At 71.8% G+C, this 20,757-nt stretch carries 18 protein-coding genes; 7 read left to right on the plus strand and 11 right to left on the minus strand.

The annotated features are described in order from the left end of the window. Window positions 1-111: 111 nt before the first annotated feature. From BM085_RS44585 to BM085_RS46880, 8 genes are all read right to left on the minus strand, one after another. The gene (locus BM085_RS44585; protein WP_177245221.1) at window positions 112-681 is read right to left on the minus strand and encodes a L,D-transpeptidase family protein; all 570 of its coding nucleotides are present in this window, start codon (window positions 679-681) and stop codon (window positions 112-114) included. A 346-nt stretch (window positions 682-1,027) separates the two neighbouring features. Then, window positions 1,028-2,143 (minus strand): FAD-dependent oxidoreductase, encoded by a 1,116-nt coding sequence (locus BM085_RS22765; RefSeq protein WP_093888956.1) that lies wholly within the window; start codon window positions 2,141-2,143, stop codon window positions 1,028-1,030. A 484-nt stretch (window positions 2,144-2,627) separates the two neighbouring features. Then, window positions 2,628-3,977, minus strand: a complete 1,350-nt coding sequence (locus BM085_RS22770) for a hypothetical protein (protein WP_093888957.1) — start codon at window positions 3,975-3,977, stop codon at window positions 2,628-2,630. 144 nt (window positions 3,978-4,121) lie between these two features. Continuing rightward, window positions 4,122-5,339 (minus strand): glycosyltransferase, encoded by a 1,218-nt coding sequence (locus BM085_RS22775; protein ID WP_093888958.1) that lies wholly within the window; start codon window positions 5,337-5,339, stop codon window positions 4,122-4,124. Beyond that, the gene (locus BM085_RS22780) at window positions 5,336-6,712 is read right to left on the minus strand and encodes an MFS transporter (RefSeq protein WP_093888959.1); all 1,377 of its coding nucleotides are present in this window, start codon (window positions 6,710-6,712) and stop codon (window positions 5,336-5,338) included. Before BM085_RS22780 ends, BM085_RS22775 begins: the two co-directional genes overlap by 4 nt. Continuing rightward, entirely contained in the window at window positions 6,709-10,194 is a 3,486-nt protein-coding gene (locus BM085_RS22785; protein ID WP_093888960.1) for an MMPL family transporter, read from the minus strand. Before BM085_RS22785 ends, BM085_RS22780 begins: the two co-directional genes overlap by 4 nt. Further along, window positions 10,194-11,918 carry a fatty acyl-AMP ligase gene (locus BM085_RS22790; protein WP_093888961.1) on the minus strand — a complete coding sequence of 575 codons (1,725 nt, stop codon included), beginning with the start codon at window positions 11,916-11,918 and terminating at the stop codon, window positions 10,194-10,196. The genes BM085_RS22785 and BM085_RS22790 overlap by 1 nt, the downstream gene beginning before the upstream one ends. Window positions 11,919-12,035: 117 nt before the next feature. Next, complete coding sequence (locus BM085_RS46880) at window positions 12,036-12,167, minus strand: hypothetical protein (protein WP_281249865.1); 132 nt, start codon at window positions 12,165-12,167, stop codon at window positions 12,036-12,038. A gap of 24 nt (window positions 12,168-12,191) precedes the next feature. Here BM085_RS46880 and BM085_RS22795 point away from each other — a divergent pair, with 24 nt between their 5' ends. Continuing rightward, on the plus strand, window positions 12,192-12,824 hold the full coding sequence (locus BM085_RS22795; protein ID WP_086578398.1) for an IclR family transcriptional regulator: 633 nt from the start codon (window positions 12,192-12,194) through the stop codon (window positions 12,822-12,824). 91 nt (window positions 12,825-12,915) lie between these two features. Here the strand turns inward: BM085_RS22795 and BM085_RS22800 are convergent, their stop codons facing one another. After that, the gene (locus BM085_RS22800; protein WP_093888962.1) at window positions 12,916-13,164 is read right to left on the minus strand and encodes an SCO4226 family nickel-binding protein; all 249 of its coding nucleotides are present in this window, start codon (window positions 13,162-13,164) and stop codon (window positions 12,916-12,918) included. Between the two features lie 238 nt (window positions 13,165-13,402). Next, a complete protein-coding gene (locus BM085_RS22805; protein ID WP_143121029.1) occupies window positions 13,403-14,710 on the minus strand; it encodes a hypothetical protein in 1,308 nt (435 codons plus the stop codon). Window positions 14,711-14,996: 286 nt separating this feature from the next. Here BM085_RS22805 and BM085_RS22810 point away from each other — a divergent pair, with 286 nt between their 5' ends. The 3 genes from BM085_RS22810 (at window position 14,997) to BM085_RS22820 (ending at window position 17,956) form a co-directional block, all read left to right on the plus strand. Continuing rightward, window positions 14,997-15,248 carry a ferredoxin gene (locus BM085_RS22810; RefSeq protein WP_093888964.1) on the plus strand — a complete coding sequence of 84 codons (252 nt, stop codon included), beginning with the start codon at window positions 14,997-14,999 and terminating at the stop codon, window positions 15,246-15,248. After that, window positions 15,238-16,632, plus strand: coding sequence for an NAD(P)/FAD-dependent oxidoreductase (locus tag BM085_RS22815; protein WP_093888965.1), 1,395 nt, complete (start codon window positions 15,238-15,240; stop codon window positions 16,630-16,632). Before BM085_RS22810 ends, BM085_RS22815 begins: the two co-directional genes overlap by 11 nt. A 91-nt stretch (window positions 16,633-16,723) precedes the next feature. Further along, window positions 16,724-17,956, plus strand: a complete 1,233-nt coding sequence (locus BM085_RS22820; RefSeq protein WP_093888966.1) for a cytochrome P450 — start codon at window positions 16,724-16,726, stop codon at window positions 17,954-17,956. 6 nt (window positions 17,957-17,962) lie between these two features. On the opposite strand, the gene BM085_RS22825 is transcribed toward BM085_RS22820, so the two are convergent. Next, window positions 17,963-18,220 carry a putative antibiotic biosynthesis monooxygenase gene (locus BM085_RS22825; protein WP_093888967.1) on the minus strand — a complete coding sequence of 86 codons (258 nt, stop codon included), beginning with the start codon at window positions 18,218-18,220 and terminating at the stop codon, window positions 17,963-17,965. A 113-nt stretch (window positions 18,221-18,333) separates the two neighbouring features. On the opposite strand from BM085_RS22825, the gene BM085_RS22830 reads away from it, so the two are divergent. From BM085_RS22830 to BM085_RS22840, 3 genes are all read left to right on the plus strand, one after another. Beyond that, window positions 18,334-18,918, plus strand: a complete 585-nt coding sequence (locus BM085_RS22830) for a TetR/AcrR family transcriptional regulator (protein WP_093888968.1) — start codon at window positions 18,334-18,336, stop codon at window positions 18,916-18,918. A gap of 216 nt (window positions 18,919-19,134) precedes the next feature. Beyond that, the gene (locus BM085_RS22835; protein ID WP_093888969.1) at window positions 19,135-19,452 is read left to right on the plus strand and encodes a hypothetical protein; all 318 of its coding nucleotides are present in this window, start codon (window positions 19,135-19,137) and stop codon (window positions 19,450-19,452) included. Between the two features lie 133 nt (window positions 19,453-19,585). Continuing rightward, window positions 19,586-20,620, plus strand: coding sequence for a scabin-related ADP-ribosyltransferase (locus BM085_RS22840; RefSeq protein WP_425443274.1), 1,035 nt, complete (start codon window positions 19,586-19,588; stop codon window positions 20,618-20,620). The last annotated feature ends 137 nt before the right edge of the window (window positions 20,621-20,757 follow it).

Below are 20,757 nucleotides of genomic sequence, written 5' to 3' on the forward strand. Positions count from 1 at the left end.
CGGCCCGGCTCCACTACTGGCCTGCCCAACTCCCGGCCTGCCCCGTCCCAGCCGGCCCAGCTCCCAGCCGGCCCAGCGCCCGGCCGGTCCTGCTCCCGGCCGGTCCGCGTCCTAGGCGGGCCGGCGGACGTAGACCGGCTGCCCTGTCTGGATCATGTCGAAAAGGGGCCGGGCGTTGTGGAGCGGGACGCGGATGCATCCGTGGGACGCGGGATGCCTCGGGACCCGTTCGGAGCCGTGGAAGCCGATGCCGCCGTTGAAGTACACGGTGTAGAACTGGTCGCCCAGAGGTCCGCTGGTCCATCCGGCGGTCCGCCACCAGGCGCGGAAGTCGCCGGTGGGGGTGACCGCGACCCCGCAGTGGCCGTTCTTGCAGTAGGGCTTGCCGGTGCCGGTCGAGATATGGGTGATCAGCGCGGGCCTGCCGTCCTTCCACGCCGTGAGCAGCTGGCGGCGCAGGTCGATCTCCACCCGCACGGACCCGCCGGAGGGCACCAGCGGCCTGACGCGCTCCGGATGGGAGAGCGCCTGCCAGGTCGGCGGGTCGACCCGGTCGACGGCGGGCAGCCCGTTCGCCTTCTGGAAGGCCCATACGGCCATGCGCAGCGCGGGGCCGTACTCGGAGCCGGGAGGGCCCGTCTTGAATCCGAGCCGGTCGAGACGGCTCTGGACCTTCTCCACCAGGGCGCCCTCGTCGCCGGGGTGAAGGGTGGGGAACTGCGGCCGCGCGGGAACGTCCCCGGAACCGGAGTCGGGTCCGGAACGCGGGGCACTTCCGGCATGAGAGGTGTCACCGGGATCCGAGACGTCACCGGAACGCGGGGCACTCCCGGCATGAGAGGTGTCACCGGGATCCGAGACGTCACCGGGATGCGGTGCCGGGTGCCCGGAATGGCGCTGTGACGCGATACCGGTATACGCGAGATCGAAGGGCGTGCACGCGGTCAGCATGAGGGCCGCGTTCACCATCAGGAAACACCGGAAATTTCTTCTCATGGTCACGTCCATCCACTATCGGGAGAAATCATCAGAAGGAGTGGGAGTACTTACGGTCCTCCACGGCCGAACGCACCAGGCCGACGGCCTCCTGTGCGCAGCCCCAGGAGAAGCTGAATCCGGCCCCGCCGTGCGCGAAATTGTAGATGATCTGACTTTCGTCATCCCATTCCAGGCAGACGTTCTCATTCCTGAATGGCCGCAACCCCACCCGGACCGGCTCATCCGGGTCCAGTTCGGCGTTTCGCAGTGCGGGCATGAACGCCAGGCAGCGCTCATACATCTCCCGTACGGGCCCGTGGTTCTCCAGATTGATGTCCGTGCTCCACTCGTCCTTTTCCGCCAGGCCGCCGAGAACGAGGAGTCTCTGGTTGCGCGGCACGATGAAGACGATGTCCTGCTCGTCCCTGCCCTCGACGTGGGAGACGCAGTGGGCCTCGTCGATCCGGGGCCCGCGGACCCCGCCGTTGCGGACCCGCACCAGCGCACCGCGCAGGGGATACATGCCGACGCCGCGGAGCTGGGCGGTGCCGAGGCCCGCGCAGCAGACGATCGCCTCGGCGTCGAAGCGGTCCAGCAGCTCCGCTCTCCGCTCGGCGAGCAGCCCCTCGATCCGGTACCGCTTGACCCGCACTCCGTGGATCTTGACCTGCCGCATCAGCCACACCATGTACTGATCGGTGTCGATCATGGGTGCCATGTGGGAGTACGCGTCGACCACCCCGTAGTCGGGGCTGACGCCGTTGCGTTCGGCGAGCGACCGGTCGCGGACGAACCCGCGCACCTTCCCCGCGAGCTCCTGCATCTTGTGCAGGTCGTGCGGGCTCTCCTCGACGGGACGGCCGAAGTAGAAGTTCGACCTCCGCATGGCCACGCCGGGGACCTTGGCCCGGGCCAGCTCGTCGAACATCCTGTAGGAGGTGACGCACCAGTCCTTGGAGCGGGCGAGTGAGATCTGGTCGTGGTGGTAACCGCACACCGCGGGCGGCCACTCCCACAGCGCGCCCGCGACGACCGAGACGATCTCGGGCGCGAATCTCTCCGCGACCACGGTGACGCGGAATCCCTCTCTGGCCAGACAGAGCGCGGTCGTCAATCCACTCACTCCGGCCCCGACGACAAGCACTTTCGGCGAATTCGCGCGCACTTATGAACGCCTTCTCTCTGAGTCCATCCGGCTCGATCGATTTTCTGACATGGCCGACCGCGGGAGGTCGTCGCGACAGACGCTGAAACTCTCCCAGGGTAAAACGCGGCACTGGTGGAATCCGGGACGGAGGCGGACTCGGGCCAATATTGACGTGCTTTTAGCCGGTCCTCGGCGTTACGACGGGCCGACCGGGATCAGCGGTGGCCGGATTGCCTACGTTGGGATTCAGGCTCGCCTATATGCCCCAGTGGGAACATTGGGGCGGGCAGACGGCTCCGGCCACCCGAATAAAAACTGGGCAGTGCCGATGCATAGCGATATACGCGAATTTCGCCATGCAAAACACATGGCCCCGGAGCCTGCGCGTCCGGAGTGCACGACCGCGCACCGCACAGCCGCACCTCACAGTCAGGGCACACACGACCGAGGCCCGCACCCGGCGAACGGGTGCGGGCCTCCTGTCTCGGGGCCGGGCGCCGGGTCAGGCGGTGGTGAGGTAGACCTGGCTGAAAGCCTCGGCGATCTTCTTGAGGTCGGCGGCCACGTCCACCTCGGGGGTGGTCGGGTTGTAGACGGCGGCCAGGCGGCGCTTGATCGGGTTGAGCTTCTTCAGCTCGTCCCAGGCGGTCAGCCGCTTCACCGTGCCCTGGGCGTCCTGGACGCGGGTCCAGAGGTTCACCTGCTGGGCGGCGCCGTCCATGACGGGGGTGGAGGCGCGGGTGGCGACCTGCTCGGAGGTCACCTGGCCGACCAGGCCGGTCTCCTCGGCGGCGACCTGGGCCAGGACGTCCCAGGAGCGGGCGCGGACCTGGATCCACTGGTTGCGCTGGGCCTTCTCGGCGTTGATCTTCCAGGTCTCGTAGCCGCCGTACAGCAGGCCGGTGTCCAGGGTGAGCTGGTCGACGCGGCCCGCGCTCAGCAGCGACTCGACCTTCTCCGGGACGACCAGCGGGTAGCGCTTGCGCATCTCGGTCTTGCAGGCCTCTTCCGCGCCGCAGGCGAGCTCGGGCACCACCGTGTGCACGCCCAGCCGCTTTCCGGGGGCCGCCTGGCGCAGCGCCGTGGAGGCGGCCGTGACGAAGGCGGTGACCTCTTCGTCCGTCTTGAACGTCGTGTTGTAGCCGAGCTGCGAGGTGAACCGGATCCCGGCCACCTCCGGCCGCGCGGCCAGCGCGCCGATCCGCTTGACGGCCGCGGCGAAGCCCGCGGCGCCCGCCTTCCAGTCGTCGGCCAGCTCGGTGTCGAGCCAGACCCGGACCCCGGTGGCCTTGGCGGCGGTGACCGCCTGGCCGGCGGGGGTCTGCGCCGCCGCGGTCACGTCCTGGGCGGACGTGGTGAAGTTCTGCGTGGCCGCCGTCGTGGTGGGCGAGGCGGAGGGGGTGGCCGAGCCGCTCAGCTCGGACCGGCTCGGCGTGCCGTCCCCGCCTTCTCCGGTCCCGCCGACCGAGCACTGCTGGCCGGCTTCGCACTCGGGGGTCCCGCCGTCCTCGGCGCCCTCGGGGAACGGAGAGTTCTCGTCACCGCCGACCTCCTCGCCCTCCAGCGCCGGGCAGGAGCTGCCGGGGGCGGAGCAGTCGATGAACTGCCCGTCCGACGGGGTGGCCTCCTTGAGGTTGGCCCCGTCGCCGCTCAGCCAGAACATCGCGACGCCGAGGGCCTCCTCCGGCTTGGCCAGCCACTGGCACGTGATGTACGCCGGGGTGTCGGCCCCCATCAGGTCGTTGCAGCTACGGGGGTCGTCCTGCGAGTAGGCGGCGACCCCGGGGGTCGCGACACCGAGGACCGTGAGCATGGCGCCGACGGCGAAGGCCCGCCGCAGAGTGAATCGCATGTCCTGAAACTCCCCGGTAAAGCCAGCCAAAACGATTGCCTTGCACTCTACAGAGATCACCATTCGCCCAACAGGCCCTGACCGGAAAACGTCAAATTACCGGCACATCGTGTCCATCTCCGGCACCGCGCGGCAGAAGCGGCCTCAGAGCCCCAGCGCCTCGCACGCGCGCGCCACCCCGTCCTCGGCGCGCATCCGCTCCCCCAGCCGGGCCGCCGCCGCCCTGATCCGCCCGTCCCGTAAGGCACGCGCGACCCTCCCGGCCAGCGCCTCCGCGGTGACCTTCCGCACCGGCAGCGGCGCGGGCCCCGCGCCCAGCAGGGCCACCCGGGCACCCCAGAACGGCTGGTCGGAGAAGAAGGGGCAGACCACTCCCGGGACCCCCGCCCGCAGCCCGCTCCCCGTCGTCCCGGCGCCCCCGTGATGCACCACCGCGGCCATCCGCGGGAAAAGCCACCCGTGGTCGGCGTCACCGACCACGAACATGTCCTCCGCCCCGCCGTACGGCATGCCCTGCAGGACCCCCCGCACCCCGGCCCGGCGCAGCGCAGCCACCACCGTCCCGGCCGTCGCGCCCGGGTCGGCGGGGACCATGCTGCCGAACCCCACGTAGACCGGTGGCGGCCCGGCGTCGAGGAACGCCTCCAGATCGGGCCCGGGGGCCCAGGTGCGCTCCAGCGGCCAGAACCCGGTCAGATGCACGTGGTCGGGCCAGTCCGCCGGGCGCGCGACGACCGAGGGGCTCACCCCGCACAGCACCGGCACCCGGTCGGCACGCGCCCGGCGGAAAGGGCTCCCCCGCATGGGCCCCAGCGTGAACACCCTGCTCCGCAGCCGGTTCACCATGCGGCCCAGCAACAGCCAGCTCAGCCCCTCGACCAGCGCGTAACTGGCCCGGTTGCCCGCCCTGCCGAGGGTCCGCAACGGGACCAGCGGGTTGGGGAAGGCCCCGGTGGGCTCGCTGGGCTGGAAATGGAGCAGCGCGTACGGCATGCCGTACCGCTCGGAGAGGTGGTGGCCGAAGCCGCCCAGCGCGGGCGAGAGCACCAGGTCCGCGCCCGCGCAGGCCGCGTCCACCTCGGTGACCAGCCGTTCGGCGAGCGGCTCCACGATCCTGCGGAACCCCCGGGCGAACCCGGCCGGCCCGCTGCGCAGCCACGCCTGCCCCTCCTCGGACTCCACGATCCGCAACGGGTCGACGCTCACGGGGGCGAGCCCGAGCCCGGCCTCCTCGACCAGCCCGCCGTACCGGGCGGCGGCGACGACCGTGACCCGGTGCCCCCTCGCGGCGAGCCCCGCGCCGAGCGCCACGCAGGGCTGGGTGTCCCCCCGCGACCCGAACGCCAGGACCGCGATCCTCACCGGAGCGTCACCAGGCTCACCGCGGCCCCCACGACGACCAGCGCGGCGGCGGTGAGCAGGCCGGTCGCGTAGCCGGTGGTGAAGCTGGCGGAGCCGCTGACGATCACTCCGACGACCGCGATGCCGAACAGCCCGGACATCTCGCGCGCCACGCTGAACACGCCGCCCGCCACTCCCGCCCTGGACTCCGGAACGGCCCCCAGCACCGCCGAGCCGAGCGGCATGGTCAGTGCCGAGCCGACCCCGATCACGCACACGGCGGGCAGCAGATCGGCCCAGCCGTCGCCGGGACGCAGGAACCCGACGGCGGCCATGCCCCCGGCGACGAGGAGGAGCCCCAGCGCGACCGTGCGCCCCGCGCCGAGCCGCCGCTCGATGTACGGGACCAGCGGCGTGACCGCGACGACGAGCAGGGCCAGCGGCACGAACGCCAGACCGGACATGGTCGGGCTGAAGCCGAGGACCCCCTGCAAGAACAGCGCCGTGAAGAAGAACACCCCGTTGACGCCGAGCCCCCAGAGCACCTGGGCGATCACCCCGCCGGTGAAAGCCCGCGCCCGGAACAGCGCGAGGTCCACCATCGGGTCCGCGCCGAACCTCTCGACGGCCAGGAAGACGGCGGCCGCGACCACGGTGACCGCCGCCGCGGCCACGATCACCGGCGACGTCCAGCCCAGCTCGGCCCCGAAGGTCAGCGCGAACGTGCCCGCCGACAGCACGACGACCGACGTCGCGACCCCCGGGACGTCCACGCGGGCGGCGCTCTCGTCGCGCGACTCGGGGACCGCGACGACCGCGAGCGCGATGACGAGAACGCCGAGGGGGACGTTGAGCAGGAAGACCCAGCTCCAGTGGAAGTGCTGGGTCAGGTAGCCGCCGACGACCGGCCCCAGGGCGAGCGCGCCCGCCCCCGAGGCCATCCAGACCGCGACACCGGCCGACCGCTGCCGGTCGTCGTTGCCCACCGAGACCACCGCCAGCATCGCGGGCAGGATCAGCGCCGCACCGCAGCCCTGGACCAGCCGGGCGGCGACGAGCACGCCCGCCGAGGTGGCCAGCCCGGCGGCGAGGGACGCCGCCGTGAAGACCGCGAGCCCGGCGACGAGGACCCTGCGGCGGCCGTAGACGTCGGCCAGGCGGCCTCCGGCGAGCATGAGGCCCGCGAAGGTGAGGACGTAGCCGGTGACGACCCATTCGAGCGCCGCCAGAGACGCGCCCAGCTCGGCCTGCAAGGTGGGCAGGGCGACCGTGACGACCGTGTTGTCCAGCGTGGTCACGAACCCGGCCAGACCGACGACCAGCAACAGCAGGCCGCGCCGGGGGGACCGGGGCCGGGCCGCGGCGCCCTCGGGCCTCGCGGCGAGGTCGCTCACTCCGGCACCTCCGTCCACTCCCAGCCGGATCCGTCCTGTCTGGGCCGTACGACCCGCGTGGTGCGGGTCCCCACGGCGACCCAGCCGCCGGCTGCCTGCCCCTCCTGCTCCGCCCGCTCCTGCACGGTCCGCCGCTCCCGCGCGACCTGGCCGGACACATCCGTCCGCGCCCCGCTTGCCGGCTCCGGACGCGGCTCTGGGCGGGGCTCCGAACGGGGCTCCGGCCGGGGCTCCAAGCGCGGGTCCGGACGGGGTTCCGGATGGGGTTCCAAGCGCGGCTCTGGACGGGACTCCGGACGCGGCTCGGGCTGTTCCGCGATCGGCTGGACCGGCTTGCCCGCGTGCTGGATGAGCGGCTCCAACTGGTCGATCAGATGGCTGCTGACCAGCGGCGCGCTCCGTGTGCGGCGGGCGTCCCCGACCTCCGCCGTGGGGTCCGGCGTCTCAGCCGCCGGGGCGGGGGGCGGCAGCTCGGGCCGTACCCGGGGCGCGGGCTCGGGGCGCGGCGGAGAAGCGGGCTCGGGGCGTATCCGGATGACGGGGGGAGGCTCGGGGCGTGGACGGGGATCGGGCTCGGGCCGTACCCGGATGACGGGAGGAGAGAGCTCCGGGCGGGCCTGCGGAGGCGGGGCGGCCGGGGGGACGGGGCGGCCGAGGGCCGGGGAGCGCACCGGGGAGTGCCGGGCGGGTCCCACCGCGTCCTCGACGGTCAGCAGGGGTTGCGGCGGGGACGGGTCTTCGTGTTCCTCGGCCCAGTGCCAGCCCGGACCGTCCAGGTTGGGCTTGATGACTTTCTTGACCTTGCGTGCCCGTGCGGGCTCGCGCTCCGGCGGCACGGGAGCGGGCTGCGGCTGCTCGGGGTCGAGCCCCGGAAGGGGATAGGGGTTCGACCGGTGCTGGGGGTCCGAGGCCCGTGACGGCGCGGGACGGCGCGGGGGCGGATCCACATGGGGAGAGGGATTCGCACGGGTGGGCGGGGTCGCGCGGGGAGAAAGGGGCGGGGCCGGAGGGCCGGGGTCGAGGACGGTCTCCTCGCCCCACTGCCAGTCGGAGCCGTCGGGGGTGGGCGTGATGACGCGCACCGGGACGGCGGGGGCGAGAGGCGGAGATTCGGGGGCGGCGAGCTGCGGCACCGGCGGGGAGGGCTCCAGGCGGTGCGCCGGCGTGACGCGGCGGCCACCGGGGACGTCCTCGCGCTCCACGGTGACGTAGGTGGGGGCGATCTCGGCGGGGCGGTGCTCGCGGACGTCGTGCTCGCGGATCTCGATGCGCCGGTGGAAACCCCGCAGGAAGTCCGGCAGCCACCAGTTGGCGTCGCCCATCAGGCGCATCGTCGCGGGCACCAGCAGCGCGCGGACCAGCGTCGCGTCCACCACGATGGCCACGAACATGCCGACGCCGAGCATCTTCACGATGGTGATCCCGGCGGTGGAGAACGCCGCGATGACCACGAGCAGCAGCAGGGCGGCGCTGGTGATGACCCCGCCGGTCCGCTCCAGGCCGACCGCCACGGCGGCGGTGTTGTCCCGGGTCCGCAGCCACTCGGCGCGGACCCGGCTGAGCAGGAACAGCTCGTAGTCCATCGACAGGCCGAACACCACCGCCAGGATCAGCACGGTGATGGTCGCCTCGATGCTGCCGGTCGGGGTGAAGCCGAGGACGCCGGCCAGGTTGCCGTCCTGGAAGGCCCAGACGATCACGCCGAAGGACGCGCCCAGGGAGAGGACGTTCATCAGGATCGCCTTGATCGGCAGCAGGATCGAGCCGAACGCGGCGAACAGCAGCAGGCCCGTCATCAGGCAGACCACCAGCGCGGTCCACGGCAGCGTGGACTTCAGGCTGGCCTCCAGGTCGAGCTGGGCGGCGGTGGGGCCGCCGACGACCACGTCCTGGAAGTTCCGCTCCAGGGGAAGGTCGCGGACCCTGCCGACCAGCGCGCGGGCCTCGTCCGACATCGGGTCCTCGTCGTAGCGGACCGCCAGCCGTACCGCGCCGTTGTTCTGCGAGACCCCGGTGACGTCCACCCCGGTGACGTGGTCGAGCGCCTCCAGGCGCTCCACGAAGGCCCGCACGTCCAGCGGGCCGACCTCGGTGACCGGGGTGATCCCCGAGTTGCCGACCCCGATGGGCCCGAGCCGCGTCCCGACCTCCGAGGTGAGCGCGCCGGGCGCCGACGCGGTCATCGGCCCGACGAGGTCGCGTTCGACGAGCACGATGACGTCGATCGGCGACATCGCGTTCCTGGCGAACCTCGTGTTGATCTCCTCGGCGACCTGGCGGCTCTCGAACCGCTCGGGCAGCACCCGGTGGTCCACGCTGCCGAACCGCACGTGCACAAACGGCGCGGCCAGCGCGAACAGCACCACGCCGACCCCGGCGAGGTAGACCACCGGGCGACGCATCACGCTGGAGGCGATGGCGTGCCAGGTCCCGCTGCCGCCCTTGTGCCTGCCGAAGTCCGGCGCGAGCCGGATCGCGTCCACCCTGGGCCCGAGTACGGCCAGCAGCGCGGGCAGCACGATCAGCGCGGCCGCCATCGCGACCAGCACCACCGCCGCCGCGCCCAGGCCGATCGAGCGCAGGAACATCTGCGGGAACAGCAGCAGGCCGCTGAGCGAGGTCGCCACGGTCAGCCCGGAGAACGCGACCGTGCGGCCGGCCGTCGCCATGGTCCGCACGACGGCCGTCTCCACCGGTGAGCCCCGGCGGATCTCCTCGCGGAAGGCGTTCAGCACGAACAGCGAGTAGTCGATGGCCAGGCCCAGCCCGAGCATCGTCACGACGTTCAGCGAGAAGACCGAGACGTCGGTCACCTCGGTCAGCAACCGGAGCAGCAGGAGCGCGCCGACCACCGACAGCAGCCCGACGACCAGCGGCAGCCCGGCCGCGACCAGGCTGCCGAAGACCAGTACGAGCAGGACGAGCAGCACCGGCATCGACAGGGCCTCGGCCTGCTGCAGGTCGGCGCCGGTCTGCGTGTTGAGGTCCTTGAGCAGCGGGATCGGGCCGCCGACCTTGACCGTGTATCCGTCCGGCGCGGTCCTGAGCCGGTCCTTGACCTGCTCGTAGCCGCTCTGCTTCGTCAGCTGCCCGCCACGCAGGGTGATCAGCGCGTAGGTGGAGTGCCTGTCCTCGGAGACGAGCTCCCCGGCTTTGGTCGTCCAGTAGGTGGACGTCCTCGTGACGTGCTCGGCGGGCAGTTCGCGGAGCGCGGCCTGCACGTCCTTCCTGAACCGCTCGTCGTCGGCCTCGAACGTCGGGTGGGTGTAGAGGACCACCACGTCGGGCGAGCTGCCGCCGAACCACTGCCGGCTCCACTGGGCGGCCGAGGTCGATTCGGCGCCCGGGTCGTCGAACCCGCCGTCGGTCATCCGCCCGAACAGCCCCAGCCCGAAGTATCCGGCGACGACCGCGAACACCGCCCCCAGCGCCAGCACGCTCCAGCGTGCCCGGTAGACGGTCCGCCCGAACGACTCGAACATCAGACGCCGGCGTCCCTGGGCCCGGCGGGCCGGGGGCCGAACGCGCCGTCCAGGTAGGCCCGCACGCACGCCCTGCGGGCGATCTTCCCGCTCGACGTGCGCGGTACGGCTCCCGCCTCGGTCAGCACGAAGTCATGCAGCCGCAGATCATGATTTTTCGCGACAGCCGCGCGGATGTTGGCCGTGACCTCGGCCGGGTCGCGCCCGTCGGCCCTGCGGGACCGCTCGGCCACCACGACCAGCCGCTCGGTCTCCTCCCCCGGCACGGCGAACGCCGCCACGTGGTCCCGGCGGACGGCCTGGTCGGCCTCCTGCACGGTCACCTCCACGTCCTGCGGATAGTGGTTGCGCCCGTCGACGATGATCAGGTCCTTGATCCGCCCGGTGATGTAGAGCTCGCCCTCGTGGACGACGCCCAGGTCCCCGGTCCGCAGCCAGGTGCCGTCCTCGCCGTCGAGCACGTTGCCGAAGACCTCGGCGCTGCGCTCCCCGTCCCGCCAGTAGGCCCGCGCCACGTTCGGCCCCTGCACCCAGATCTCGCCGACCTCGCCGTCCGGCTTCGCCGTACCGGACTCCGAGACGATGACGACCCGCTGGCCCGTCGGCACCCCGCAGGAGACCAGGTCGCTGACCCGCCCCTCGCCCGTGTACGGCACCGCCCGCCCGGCGGTCAGCGCGTCCCTGTCGAACAGGGTCACCCGGGCCGGCAGGTCCCGGTCCATCACCGTGACGAACACGGTCGCCTCCGCCAGGCCGTACCCGGGGGTGTGCGCCTCGGGCCGCAGCCCGCACCCGGCGAACGTCTCGGAGAACCGGTCGATCGTGCTGCCACGCAGCGGCTCGGCGCCGTTGAGCATGACCGAGACCCCGGACAGGTCGAGCGTGGCCTTCTCCGCGTCGGTGACCCGGCCGGCCGCGTACTCGTAGGCGAAGTTGGGGCCGCCGGTGAACACGTCGTCGTACTCGCTGAGCATCCGCAGCCACCGCACCGGATGCATGACGAACGCGACCGGGTCCATGAACACCGCCTGGTTGCCGCCCACCATCGGCGCGGCGATCGTGGCGATCAGACCCATGTCGTGGAAGAGCGGCAGCCACAGGGCCGCCGTGGACACCCGGGGAGTGGCCCGGAAGGCCTCCCAGAGCTGCTCGGCGTTGGCGGTGAAGTTGGCGTGGCTGATCTCCACTCCCGCGGGGGCGCGGGTCGAGCCGGAGGTGTACTGCAGGTAGGCCAGGTCGCCGAGCCCGATCGGCTCCGGCTCCCACTCGTCGGCGAGCAGGTCGGAGACCGTGTCCAGCGTGATGACCTGCTTGGGCCGGGGCGCGGACCCGCCGTCCAGGAAGGCGCGGACGCTGTCCAGCGCGGGGGTCGTGGTGAGCACGCAGACCGGGTCGGCGTCGGCGTAGGCCCGGATCAGCCGGTCGGCGTGGCCGGGCAGGTCGGGCGCGAACAGCGGCACCGCGACCACCCGGGCGTACATGGCCCCGAGCATCGCGACCACGTACTCCAGCCCCTGCGGCGCCAGGATCGCCGCCCGGTCGCCGGGGAGCGTCACCTCGCGCAGCCGTACGGCCAGCGCCCGCGCCTTGAGATCCGCCTTCGCCCAGGAGAGCGTGTGCTTCACCCCGTCGTGTCCGGCGGAGTAGTCCAGGAAGGTGTACGCGGGAGCGTCCGGGATCTCCCTCGCCCACCGCTCAACCCGGGCGATCAGCGCGTCGCTCATCCTCAAGGTCCCCTCGCCGAGGTACAGGGACCTAGCAACTTACTCAGGCGAGTCCAGCAATTCTTGCCAAAGACCTGCACATTCCGGGCCTCCGGTTATTACCGGCATGACAACTGATCAGCGGTCCGCCCGGTCGGTCCGGCCGCTCGTCCGCAGGCCCCGGACGGGGACCCTCGGGTGCAGTCCGAAGCGGGGCTCGTGCTCCCGCGCGCCGTCCGCGGCGCGGGCACCGTCGATAATCGGGAGCATGCTCCCAGCACAGCAGGTGCCCTGATGCCGGCCGAGTCGTCGCAGACACTGGAACGCGGCCTGCGTCTGCTCCGCCTGCTCGCCGACGGCCGGCGCGGCCGCACCCCCACCGAGCTCGCGGGCGAGCTCGGACTGAGCCGCCCGGCGGTCTACCGCCTGCTCACCACCCTCCAGAGCGAGGGCTTCGTCCGCCGCGACCGGGACGGCCGCGTCCACCTCGGCTTCGGCGTGCTCGTCCTGGCGCGCGCCGTCCAGCCCCTGCTCCGTGAGGGCGCCCTGCCCACCCTGCGCGGGCTCGCCGAGGAGGTCGGCGCGACCGCGCACCTCACCGTGGCCGAGGGGGACGACGGCCTGGCCGTGGCGGTGGTCGAACCCTCCTGGACGGACATGCACGTCGCCTACCGCGAAGGCTCCCGCCATCCACTCACCAGGGGCGCCGCCGGCCTCGCCGTGCTCGCCCTGCGTCAGGGCCGCACCGACTACGTGACCACCGAAGGCCAGCTCCAGGAGGGCGCGCGGGGCATAGCCGCCCCCGTCCCCGGCGTCCCCTGGCTTGAGGCGTCCGTGGGAGTGGTCGCCTTCACCCCCCTCGACCCCGAGGTCGTCGGCCCCCGGGTGGCCGCCGCCGCCGCCGAGCTGGCCACGGCCCTGGCCTGACGGGGGCGCGGCCGCGCGCCTCACCGGTCCCGGGTCGGACAGACGGAGGCGCGGCCACGCGCCTCCCGGGTCCCGGGTCCTGGGTCCTGGGTCAGACGGTCAGCGGCACGGGGTGGATCTCGTCGGCCGGATGCCCCGCCCGCTCGTGGACACGCTGTACGGCCTCCGCGTCGGGCGCCTCCGACAGGCAGTAGACGACGCCCTCCGCCGGGTCCGCCCACGCGTGCTCGAAGGACACCCCCTCTTCGGCCTGGATGGCGAGGTCGGCGTCGTGGGCGTCACGTAACTGCTCGTCGGTGATGCCCGCCATGCCGCGATGGACGTCCATGAACTTCGTCATGGCTTCCTCCTGAGACAGCGGAACCGGCTGACCTGCCGGAACTCCTCTCAGCCTAGATCGGGCACAAAACACCAGAACACCCAAGCTTGTTCAAACGCTGGAATTCTTCCACCTCTGGCGCCCGCAGGTCGTTCGAGCGCGCGTTCGCATGGGTCCGCCGGTTCGAACACCCGCCCATCCATGACGAGGAGGCGGGGAGCGGCGACCGCCGTCCGGACCTCGCCTGGCGAGACCCCGGTCAGGAGCGGCTGAACCCGCTGATCTCACGGTCGCCGATCCTCGTCGTCCGGCTCGCGTCGAACGCCCGGTACCAGGCGATCGCGGCGGCGGCGGCCGCCGGGGCGAGGTTCGCGCAGACGATGATCACGGAGGAGAGCCTGCTGCCGAGAAGCTCGACGACGGGACGCAGAGCGGGGTTGAACCGCGCCGCGATTCCCGCCCCCGCGATGGCCGCGCCGCTGACGACGGAGAAGACGAGTGCGACCTTGTGGATGCGGGCGAGATCCTCGACCGTGTCGGAGAGCGCGTCGGACAGGCGGCGGACCCTCTCGGCCAGATGGACGCCCGCGGCGACGAACTCGACCAGCCTCGCGTCGGCGGCCTCCATGGCGGGCCCGGCCCAGGCCGCCGCTACGGCCTCACGGACCAGGCCGGTGTCGTGCCCGAACACCTCTCCACAGTCGTAGGCGAGCTTTTCCCAGCCCGCGGCCGCACGGTCGAGATCCTCGTCCGAAGGGACGACCATGACGGTCCAGGCGAGCCCACCGGCCATGGCCGCCCAGGAGAACGTCTTCGCCCGCGCCAGGTTCGCCTGCGTGCCCTTACTGCTCTTGGCGAGCTCCGACAGCCTCCTCTCCCTCCCCGCGTGCAGCTCCCCTACCCGGGCATGCAAAGAATCCCGATATGCCCTATCACTCGCACCGAGATCGTTTGCCCAATTGGTGGCTTCCATATGCCTGACTATAGATTTGGCGGTTAGGCTTATTTCGCTTCTTGTTGCATTCGTGATATACATTCTCCTAAGGCCAAGAATTGCACTCTCTTCTCTTTTTCTACGGTTAAGGAAGGCGCGCCCCCCTGCGCCCGCCCCCATGGCGGCCAGCCCAGCGCCATACGACAGTTTGGTCGGGTCCATCAAGTATTCACCGAACGACTTCGTCTCATAATCGGAGTAATCGTCAGAGAAGTCCGAGTAAAGGGGAACTTCGTCGGGATCCGCTTTCCGGGCCTCAGTCACGGCGTCGAGCACCCTGCGGACACTCGCGCCTTCGGCCCCGGCGTAGCTTTTCCGGGTCCTCCGCATCAGGTCCGCCAGAGACGTGCCCTCGGTCTCGCCGTAGTTGAACTCCTGCTCAAGCTCCCCCCAGGTCTTCCCGTACTCGTGCCGGGCCGGCCACTCACCCGCCGCGCCCAGCGCCCAGGTGGGGAGAGCGACCGCGTCCCCGGAAAACCTCAGCCCCCTGAGCTTGTCCGCCATGATCTCCAAGTCCGCCGCCACCTCACTGAAGACACCTCCGTCGTAGGCGAACCCATCCCCGGCAGTCATCCGGTCACCCCATCCCATGAGTCGGAGTACGGCCTCCAGAGCTTCCTGGAGCACTTACCCGGCGTTCGTCGCAGCCGACGATAGTGATCAACTCGCGGGCGTCAAAGGGGTGATCCCAGGACGGGACGACCTCGCCGGCCGCACCGATCGGCCACCGTTCGGGAGGAACACGGCAAAGCCAGCGCCAAAAGGCGTAACACGGCGATTCCGGATGACGTCTTCCCTGGTCAGCGACCTAGTCTGGGCAGCACTTGATGGCCGAACCCGTCGAAGGGACAGGGTCCTCATGAGGCTCGTCGTCGATCTCAACCGGTGCCAGGGATACGCGCAGTGCGCCTTCCTCGCGCCGGACGTCTTCACCATGCACGGTGAGGAGGCGCTGATGTACGACCCCGGCGCCGACGAGACCCGGCGCGAGCAGGTCATGAGGGCCGCGGCCGCGTGCCCGGTCCAGGCCATCCTCATCGACCAGGTCGACGCGCCGGGCACGCCGGAGCGGCCGATCGCGCTGGAGAGGGCGGGGACCGATGGCCGTTGACGGGTCCGACAAGGCGTTCAGGCGCCACGGCCGCGTGGTCGTCGTCGGCGCCTCCCTGGCGGGCCTGCGGGCCGCGGAGACCCTGCGCGAGGAGGGCTTCACGGGGTCGCTGACCATGATCGGAGACGAGCCGCACGAGCCCTACGACCGGCCGCCGCTGTCCAAGCAGGTCCTGCTCGGCAGGGTGCCCGCGGACGGCACGGCCCTCCCCCGGCGCCGCGCGATCGACGCGGAGTGGCGGCTCGGGGTCGCCGCCACGGGACTGGACCTGACCGGCAAGCGGGTGCGCCTGGCCGACGGGCAGGAGGTCGGCTTCGACCGCCTGCTGATCGCGACCGGCACCCGTGCCCGGCCGTGGCCGAGGGACGCGGAGGCCGACCTTGACGGCGTCTTCGTCCTGCGCACCAGCGACGACGCCGCCCGGCTGAACCGCAGGCTGGCCGCCCGGCCCCGCCGGGTGCTCGTCGTCGGCGCCGGGTTCACCGGCTCCGAGGTCGCCTCCGCCTGCCGCGAGCGGGGGCTGGAGGTCACGGTCGCCGAGCGCGGCCCGGCCCCTCTCGTGGGCGCGCTCGGCGGCGTCGTCGGCGCGGTCGCGGCGGAGCTCCAGCGTGAGCACGGCGTCGACCTGCGCTGCTGCATCACGGTGACCGCGCTCGAAGGCGACCCGGCCGGACGGCTCCGGCGCGCCCACCTGTCCGACGGCGGCACGCTGGACGTCGACGTGGCGGTGATCGCGCTCGGCGCGATGCGCAACACCGAGTGGCTCGCGGGATCCGGGCTCGGCGCCGGCCCGCGAGGCGTCGCCTGCGACGCCGGATGCCGGGCCTTCGACGTGCACGGCATCGTCACCGACGACATCTTCGTGGCCGGCGACGTCGCCCGGTCCCCGCACCCGCTCTTCGGCTACCAGTTCCTCTCCCTGGAGCACTGGGGCAACGCGGTCGCGCAGGCCGAGGTCGCCGCCCACAACATGATCAGTCGCGGCCCCGACCGCCGGCCCCACCTGTGGGTCCCGGCCTTCTGGTCCGCCCAGTTCGGGGTGAACATCAAGTCCGTCGGTGTGCCGCCCATGGGCGAGGAGATCATCGTCACCCAGGGGTCGCTCGCCGAGCACCGCTTCGCCGCGGCCTACGGCTTCCAGGGCCGCGTCATCGCCGCGGTCACCTTCGACCACGCCAGATGGATCGACTTCTACCGCGAGCGGATCGAGTCGGCCGCGCCGTTCCCGCCCGACTTCACCAACGTCGACCGGCGGCCCGAGGGCCTGCGTCCGGTCGGGGCCGACTTCCCGGACCCCGCCCTGCCCACCCACGGCCCCACCGTCACCCTGAGCGGCTACTCGCCCAGCGACCGGCGGGTCGTCTTCACCCCGGCCCGTGCCTGACAACAAGCGCCCCGGCCGGCCGTGTTCAAGGACTCCGCCTTGACTTCCTCCCTACCGCTGAAGCCCGGGGTCTCACGCTCAAGGAGATTCGATGACATCGGGAACCCTGCTGCACCAGATCACCGACTACGCCAGTCGCGCCGATCCGTACCCTCTCTACGCCGAGCTCCGCAGGACGCCGGTGTCGCGGCAGGACGACGGCGTCTACGCCGTCAGCACCTACTGGGAGATCGTCAGCCTGCTCCGCGACCCGCGGCTCAGCTCCGACGTGCGCAACCGCGTCGCCCAGCCGGGTGAGGTCCTGCCGCCGGAGGAGGATCCGGCCCTTCCCCCCAGTTTCCTCCGGCTCGACCCGCCCGAGCACGACCGGCTGCGCCGCCTGGCGACCCGGCCGTTCGGGCCGCCGCACTGCCCCCGCCGGGTCCACGACATGGGCGGCGAGCTGGCCCGGATGGTGTCCGGTCTGGTCGACGGCTTCCAGGGCAAGGACCAGGTCGACATCGTCGAGGACTTCGCCTACCCCTTCCCCGTGATGGTGATCTGCAAGCTGCTGGGGGTGCCGCACCAGGACGAGGCGCGCTTCCACGGCTGGGCCGAGACGATCGTCGCCGCCCTCGACCCCAACCCCGCCGAGGGCCCCGCCGAGCGGCAGCGCGTCGCCCAGCAGGCCCGCTCCGAGCTGGGCGCCTACCTCGCCGGGCTCGTCGCGGAACACCGCCGCGCGCCCGGCGACGACATGCTCTCCGCCCTGGTCACCGACCACGGCCCCGACGGGCGGATGTCACCGGTGGAGGTGATCACCACCGCCGTCCTGCTCCTCATCGCCGGCCATGAGACCACCGTCAACCTCATCACCAACGGGATGCTCACGCTGCTGCGCCACCCGGAGGTCCTCAAGCGGCTGCGTGCCGACCCCGACCTGGCCGTCCCGCTCGTGGAGGAGCTGCTGCGCTACGAGCCGCCGGTGCAGCTGCTGCCCCAGCGCACCGCCCTCGCCGACATCGACGTCGCCGGCACCGTCATCCCCGCCGGCTCGTCCATCTGGCTCATGCTGGCCTCGGGCAACCGGGACCCCAGGCGTTTCCGCGACCCCGACCGGTTCGACCCCCTGCGCCGGGACAACGAGCACCTCGGCTTCGGCAACGGCATCCACTACTGCTTCGGCGCGCCCCTCGCCCGGCTGGAGGCGCAGCTCGCGCTCACCGAGCTCGCCCGGCGGCTGGAGGACCCACGGCTCGTGGAGGACCCGCCTCCATACCGGCAGAACCCGGTCCTGCGCGGCCCCCGGCACCTCCCCGTCGCCTTCGGCGGCCTCGCCGGGTAGTTCCGTTCACCGGACGGAACCGGCCAGACGGCGCCGCACCTCCGTGTGGACCCGCAGCAGCGCCGGGACCAGCACGTACACGACCACCGGCACGACGACACCGGTGAGGATCAGCGTCCGCACGGGCAGCGGCAGGGCGGCGATCGGGCCGCCCAGCAGCAGCTGGGTCGCGGTGATCATGGAGTAGACCGCCAGCCAGGTGAGCAGCGCCCGGTGGTGCACGGACGGGACGGCGGGGGCGGCGGGGCCACAGGGGACAGACATGACGACCTCTTCGGTGCGGGAGCCGGACCCAAATTCCAACTCGCTGGTTGGAGTTTGGCATATCGGCGCCGAGAATCCAACCAGTGAGTTGGAATTTGCCGTACGCTGAGGTCATGGCATGGGACACGGCGAAGACCAGGCAGCTCCTGCTGGACGCGGCGGTCGGCGAGTTCGCCGAACACGGGCCGCAGGGGGCGCGGGTGGACCGCGTCGCCGCGAAGGCCGGGGTGAACAAGGAGCGGATCTACCAGTACTTCGGCGGCAAGCAGCAGCTGTTCGGCGCCGTGCTGACCCAGGAGCTGGAGAAACTGGCCGCGGCCGTGCCCCTGGACGCCGGGCTGGCCGCAGATCCCGGCGAGTACGCGGGACGCGTCTTCGACTACCACAGCGCGCACCCGCACTTCGTCCGCCTCCTGCACTGGGAGGGCCTGCAGGCCGGGGATGACCAGGTGGCAGCCGAGGCGCAGCGGGCCGTCCACTACGCCGACAAGGTCGCCGCGCTGACCGCCGCGCAGCGCGCCGGGACGCTCGGCGACGCGATCCCACCGGCGGAGCTGCTGTACGCGGTGATCGCGCTGGCCGGCTGGTGGTTCTCGACGCCCCAGCTCGCACGGATGATCATGGCGGGCGCGGCGGACGACAGCCCTCGGACCCGGCGGGAGGCGCTGGTGCGCCTGGTACGCAAGCTGACCGCCTGAACCGCACGCCAGGCCTCCGGCCGTGGGAAAGAACGCACACACCGTCCCACCGGGCTCGCCGAGGTCCCCCGCCGGCGACACGCGCGGTTCCGGCTCCCTCCGTCCTGCGGCTCCGACATCTTCTTGCGATTTGCCATAATTCATAGGGATTACTGGCTACATCAGGTAATAATCCATGTTTCTGATGACGGAGCGAGCCGTACCGGGGGTGTGTGGATGGGGCGCGAGCTGCAGGTCGATCAGGTGTCGTTGAGCGGTGCCGGGCAGCGCATGCGAGAGCCGGTCGAGCTGTTCGGGCAGCACACGGACGCGTTGCTGAAGACCGTCGCCGGCGGCGGACGCTCTCCATGGGGGATCGGCGTCATCGGCATGGTCATGGACCAGATCAACGAGACGCTCTCCCAGGCATGCGGTCACCTTCACGCCAACCTCGACATGACCGGCGCGGGCGTCCGGGAGATGAGCGACCAGGCACGGACCACCGAGCTGGTCAACATGGTCACCGTCCAGGATCTGGATCCGTCCATCCGATGACACTTGACCTGAGCTGTCCGTCTCGACCGGAACCGGTCGGGGAGACTGACCTGAGCTGTCCGTCCCGACCAGGGCCGGTCGGGGAGACGACGGCCGGACGGCTTGGCGGGCGGGAGGCGGCCCGGTGGCGGTGATGCTTCCGGCCGGACTGGAGACCGCGTTCGGGATGCTGGGCGTGCCGTGGCCCACCGAGGACGAGGACGGGCTGCGCGACTGCGCCACCGCCTACCGGTCCTGTGCCGACACGATCACCGCCGACGTCATCCCGGGCACGCGGGGCGCCGTCCAGTTCGCCGCCGCGGACAACGCCGGCGACGACGTCGACGCGCTCACCGCCTTCTGGGCCGACTACCACCGCGAAGGCGACGACTCCGCGCACCTGTCCAGTCTCGCCACCACCCTGCACGCCCTGGCCGACACCCACGACGGGTTCGCCACCCTCGTCGAGATCCTCAAGAAGGTCCTCATCGTCGCGGCCGGGATCGTGGCCGCCATCCTGGCGTGGGCCCTCGCGGCGTCCGCCTTCACCTTCGGCATGGCCGCCGTCCAGGCGCGTACGGCCGTCTTCGGCTCGCGGGTGGTCGCCCAGCGCGCGGTGGCCGTCTTCCGCCGCGAACTCGGACGGTTCTTCGGCAGGACCCTGGCCCGAGGCGTCGCGGCCCGGCTCCGCCGCATCCTCGCCGCCAAATCCCCCAACCAGCTGCGGATGCGGTTCGGTGGACGGCCGGATCCGCTGCGGGCGGCGGCCAACCGGAACGTCAACGTCAAGGCGATCACCCCCGCTCCGGTCTGGCGCACCGACCGGCTCATCCTCCGGCGCGCGGACAACCGCCACCCCGACGAGGTCTTCGGACCGGGCTTCCACCCCCGGCGCCCCGACAACACCGATCTCGAATCCCATCTGCGGTTCGAGGAGTCGGCGTTCGTCGGCACCACCCGGCTGTCCAATCCGATGGACATATTCCCCACGAGATATCTCTACGACGTGGACGCGCCGGGCGGGATCGACCTCACCCAGACCATGGGCACCGCCCTCCGCACCGGACACCAGCAGGAGGTGGCGTTCCCCGGTGGGATCGAAGGACGGTTCATCAAGGGAGCACGCCCCTACGACGCCACGACGGAGACGTTCGGGGACTACGTGAACAATCCCCACTACCGCCCCTGACCCCTGAGCGGGCCCGCCGTCGGGGTGACCGGCACCTTCCGGGGTGCGGACGTGCGGCCCCGTCCGCACCGAGGCGGATCCGCTTGCCGATCCGTGATCGACGAGGTAAGCCTCGTGAGCCGGCCGGTCGGCTCGCG

The organism is Streptosporangium canum, from assembly GCF_900113865.1.
Taxonomy (GTDB): Bacteria; Actinomycetota; Actinomycetes; order Streptosporangiales; family Streptosporangiaceae; genus Streptosporangium; species Streptosporangium canum.

Coding starts and splice junctions, on each gene's coding strand:
- BM085_RS22785 (WP_093888960.1), bottom strand. CDS start 10,194: ATGTTCGAGTCGTTCGGGCGGACCGTCTACCGGGCACGCTGGAGCGTG.
- BM085_RS22815 (WP_093888965.1), top strand. CDS start 15,238: ATGGCCGTTGACGGGTCCGACAAGGCGTTCAGGCGCCACGGCCGCGTG.
- BM085_RS22795 (WP_086578398.1), top strand. CDS start 12,192: ATGCCGGCCGAGTCGTCGCAGACACTGGAACGCGGCCTGCGTCTGCTC.
- BM085_RS22835 (WP_093888969.1), top strand. CDS start 19,135: ATGGGGCGCGAGCTGCAGGTCGATCAGGTGTCGTTGAGCGGTGCCGGG.
- BM085_RS22810 (WP_093888964.1), top strand. CDS start 14,997: ATGAGGCTCGTCGTCGATCTCAACCGGTGCCAGGGATACGCGCAGTGC.
- BM085_RS46880 (WP_281249865.1), bottom strand. CDS start 12,167: ATGCTCCCGATTATCGACGGTGCCCGCGCCGCGGACGGCGCGCGGGAG.
- BM085_RS22830 (WP_093888968.1), top strand. CDS start 18,334: ATGGCATGGGACACGGCGAAGACCAGGCAGCTCCTGCTGGACGCGGCG.
- BM085_RS22800 (WP_093888962.1), bottom strand. CDS start 13,164: ATGACGAAGTTCATGGACGTCCATCGCGGCATGGCGGGCATCACCGAC.
- BM085_RS22825 (WP_093888967.1), bottom strand. CDS start 18,220: ATGTCTGTCCCCTGTGGCCCCGCCGCCCCCGCCGTCCCGTCCGTGCAC.
- BM085_RS22790 (WP_093888961.1), bottom strand. CDS start 11,918: ATGAGCGACGCGCTGATCGCCCGGGTTGAGCGGTGGGCGAGGGAGATC.
- BM085_RS22770 (WP_093888957.1), bottom strand. CDS start 3,977: ATGCGATTCACTCTGCGGCGGGCCTTCGCCGTCGGCGCCATGCTCACG.
- BM085_RS22820 (WP_093888966.1), top strand. CDS start 16,724: ATGACATCGGGAACCCTGCTGCACCAGATCACCGACTACGCCAGTCGC.
- BM085_RS22840 (WP_425443274.1), top strand. CDS start 19,586: ATGCTTCCGGCCGGACTGGAGACCGCGTTCGGGATGCTGGGCGTGCCG.
- BM085_RS22805 (WP_143121029.1), bottom strand. CDS start 14,710: ATGACTGCCGGGGATGGGTTCGCCTACGACGGAGGTGTCTTCAGTGAG.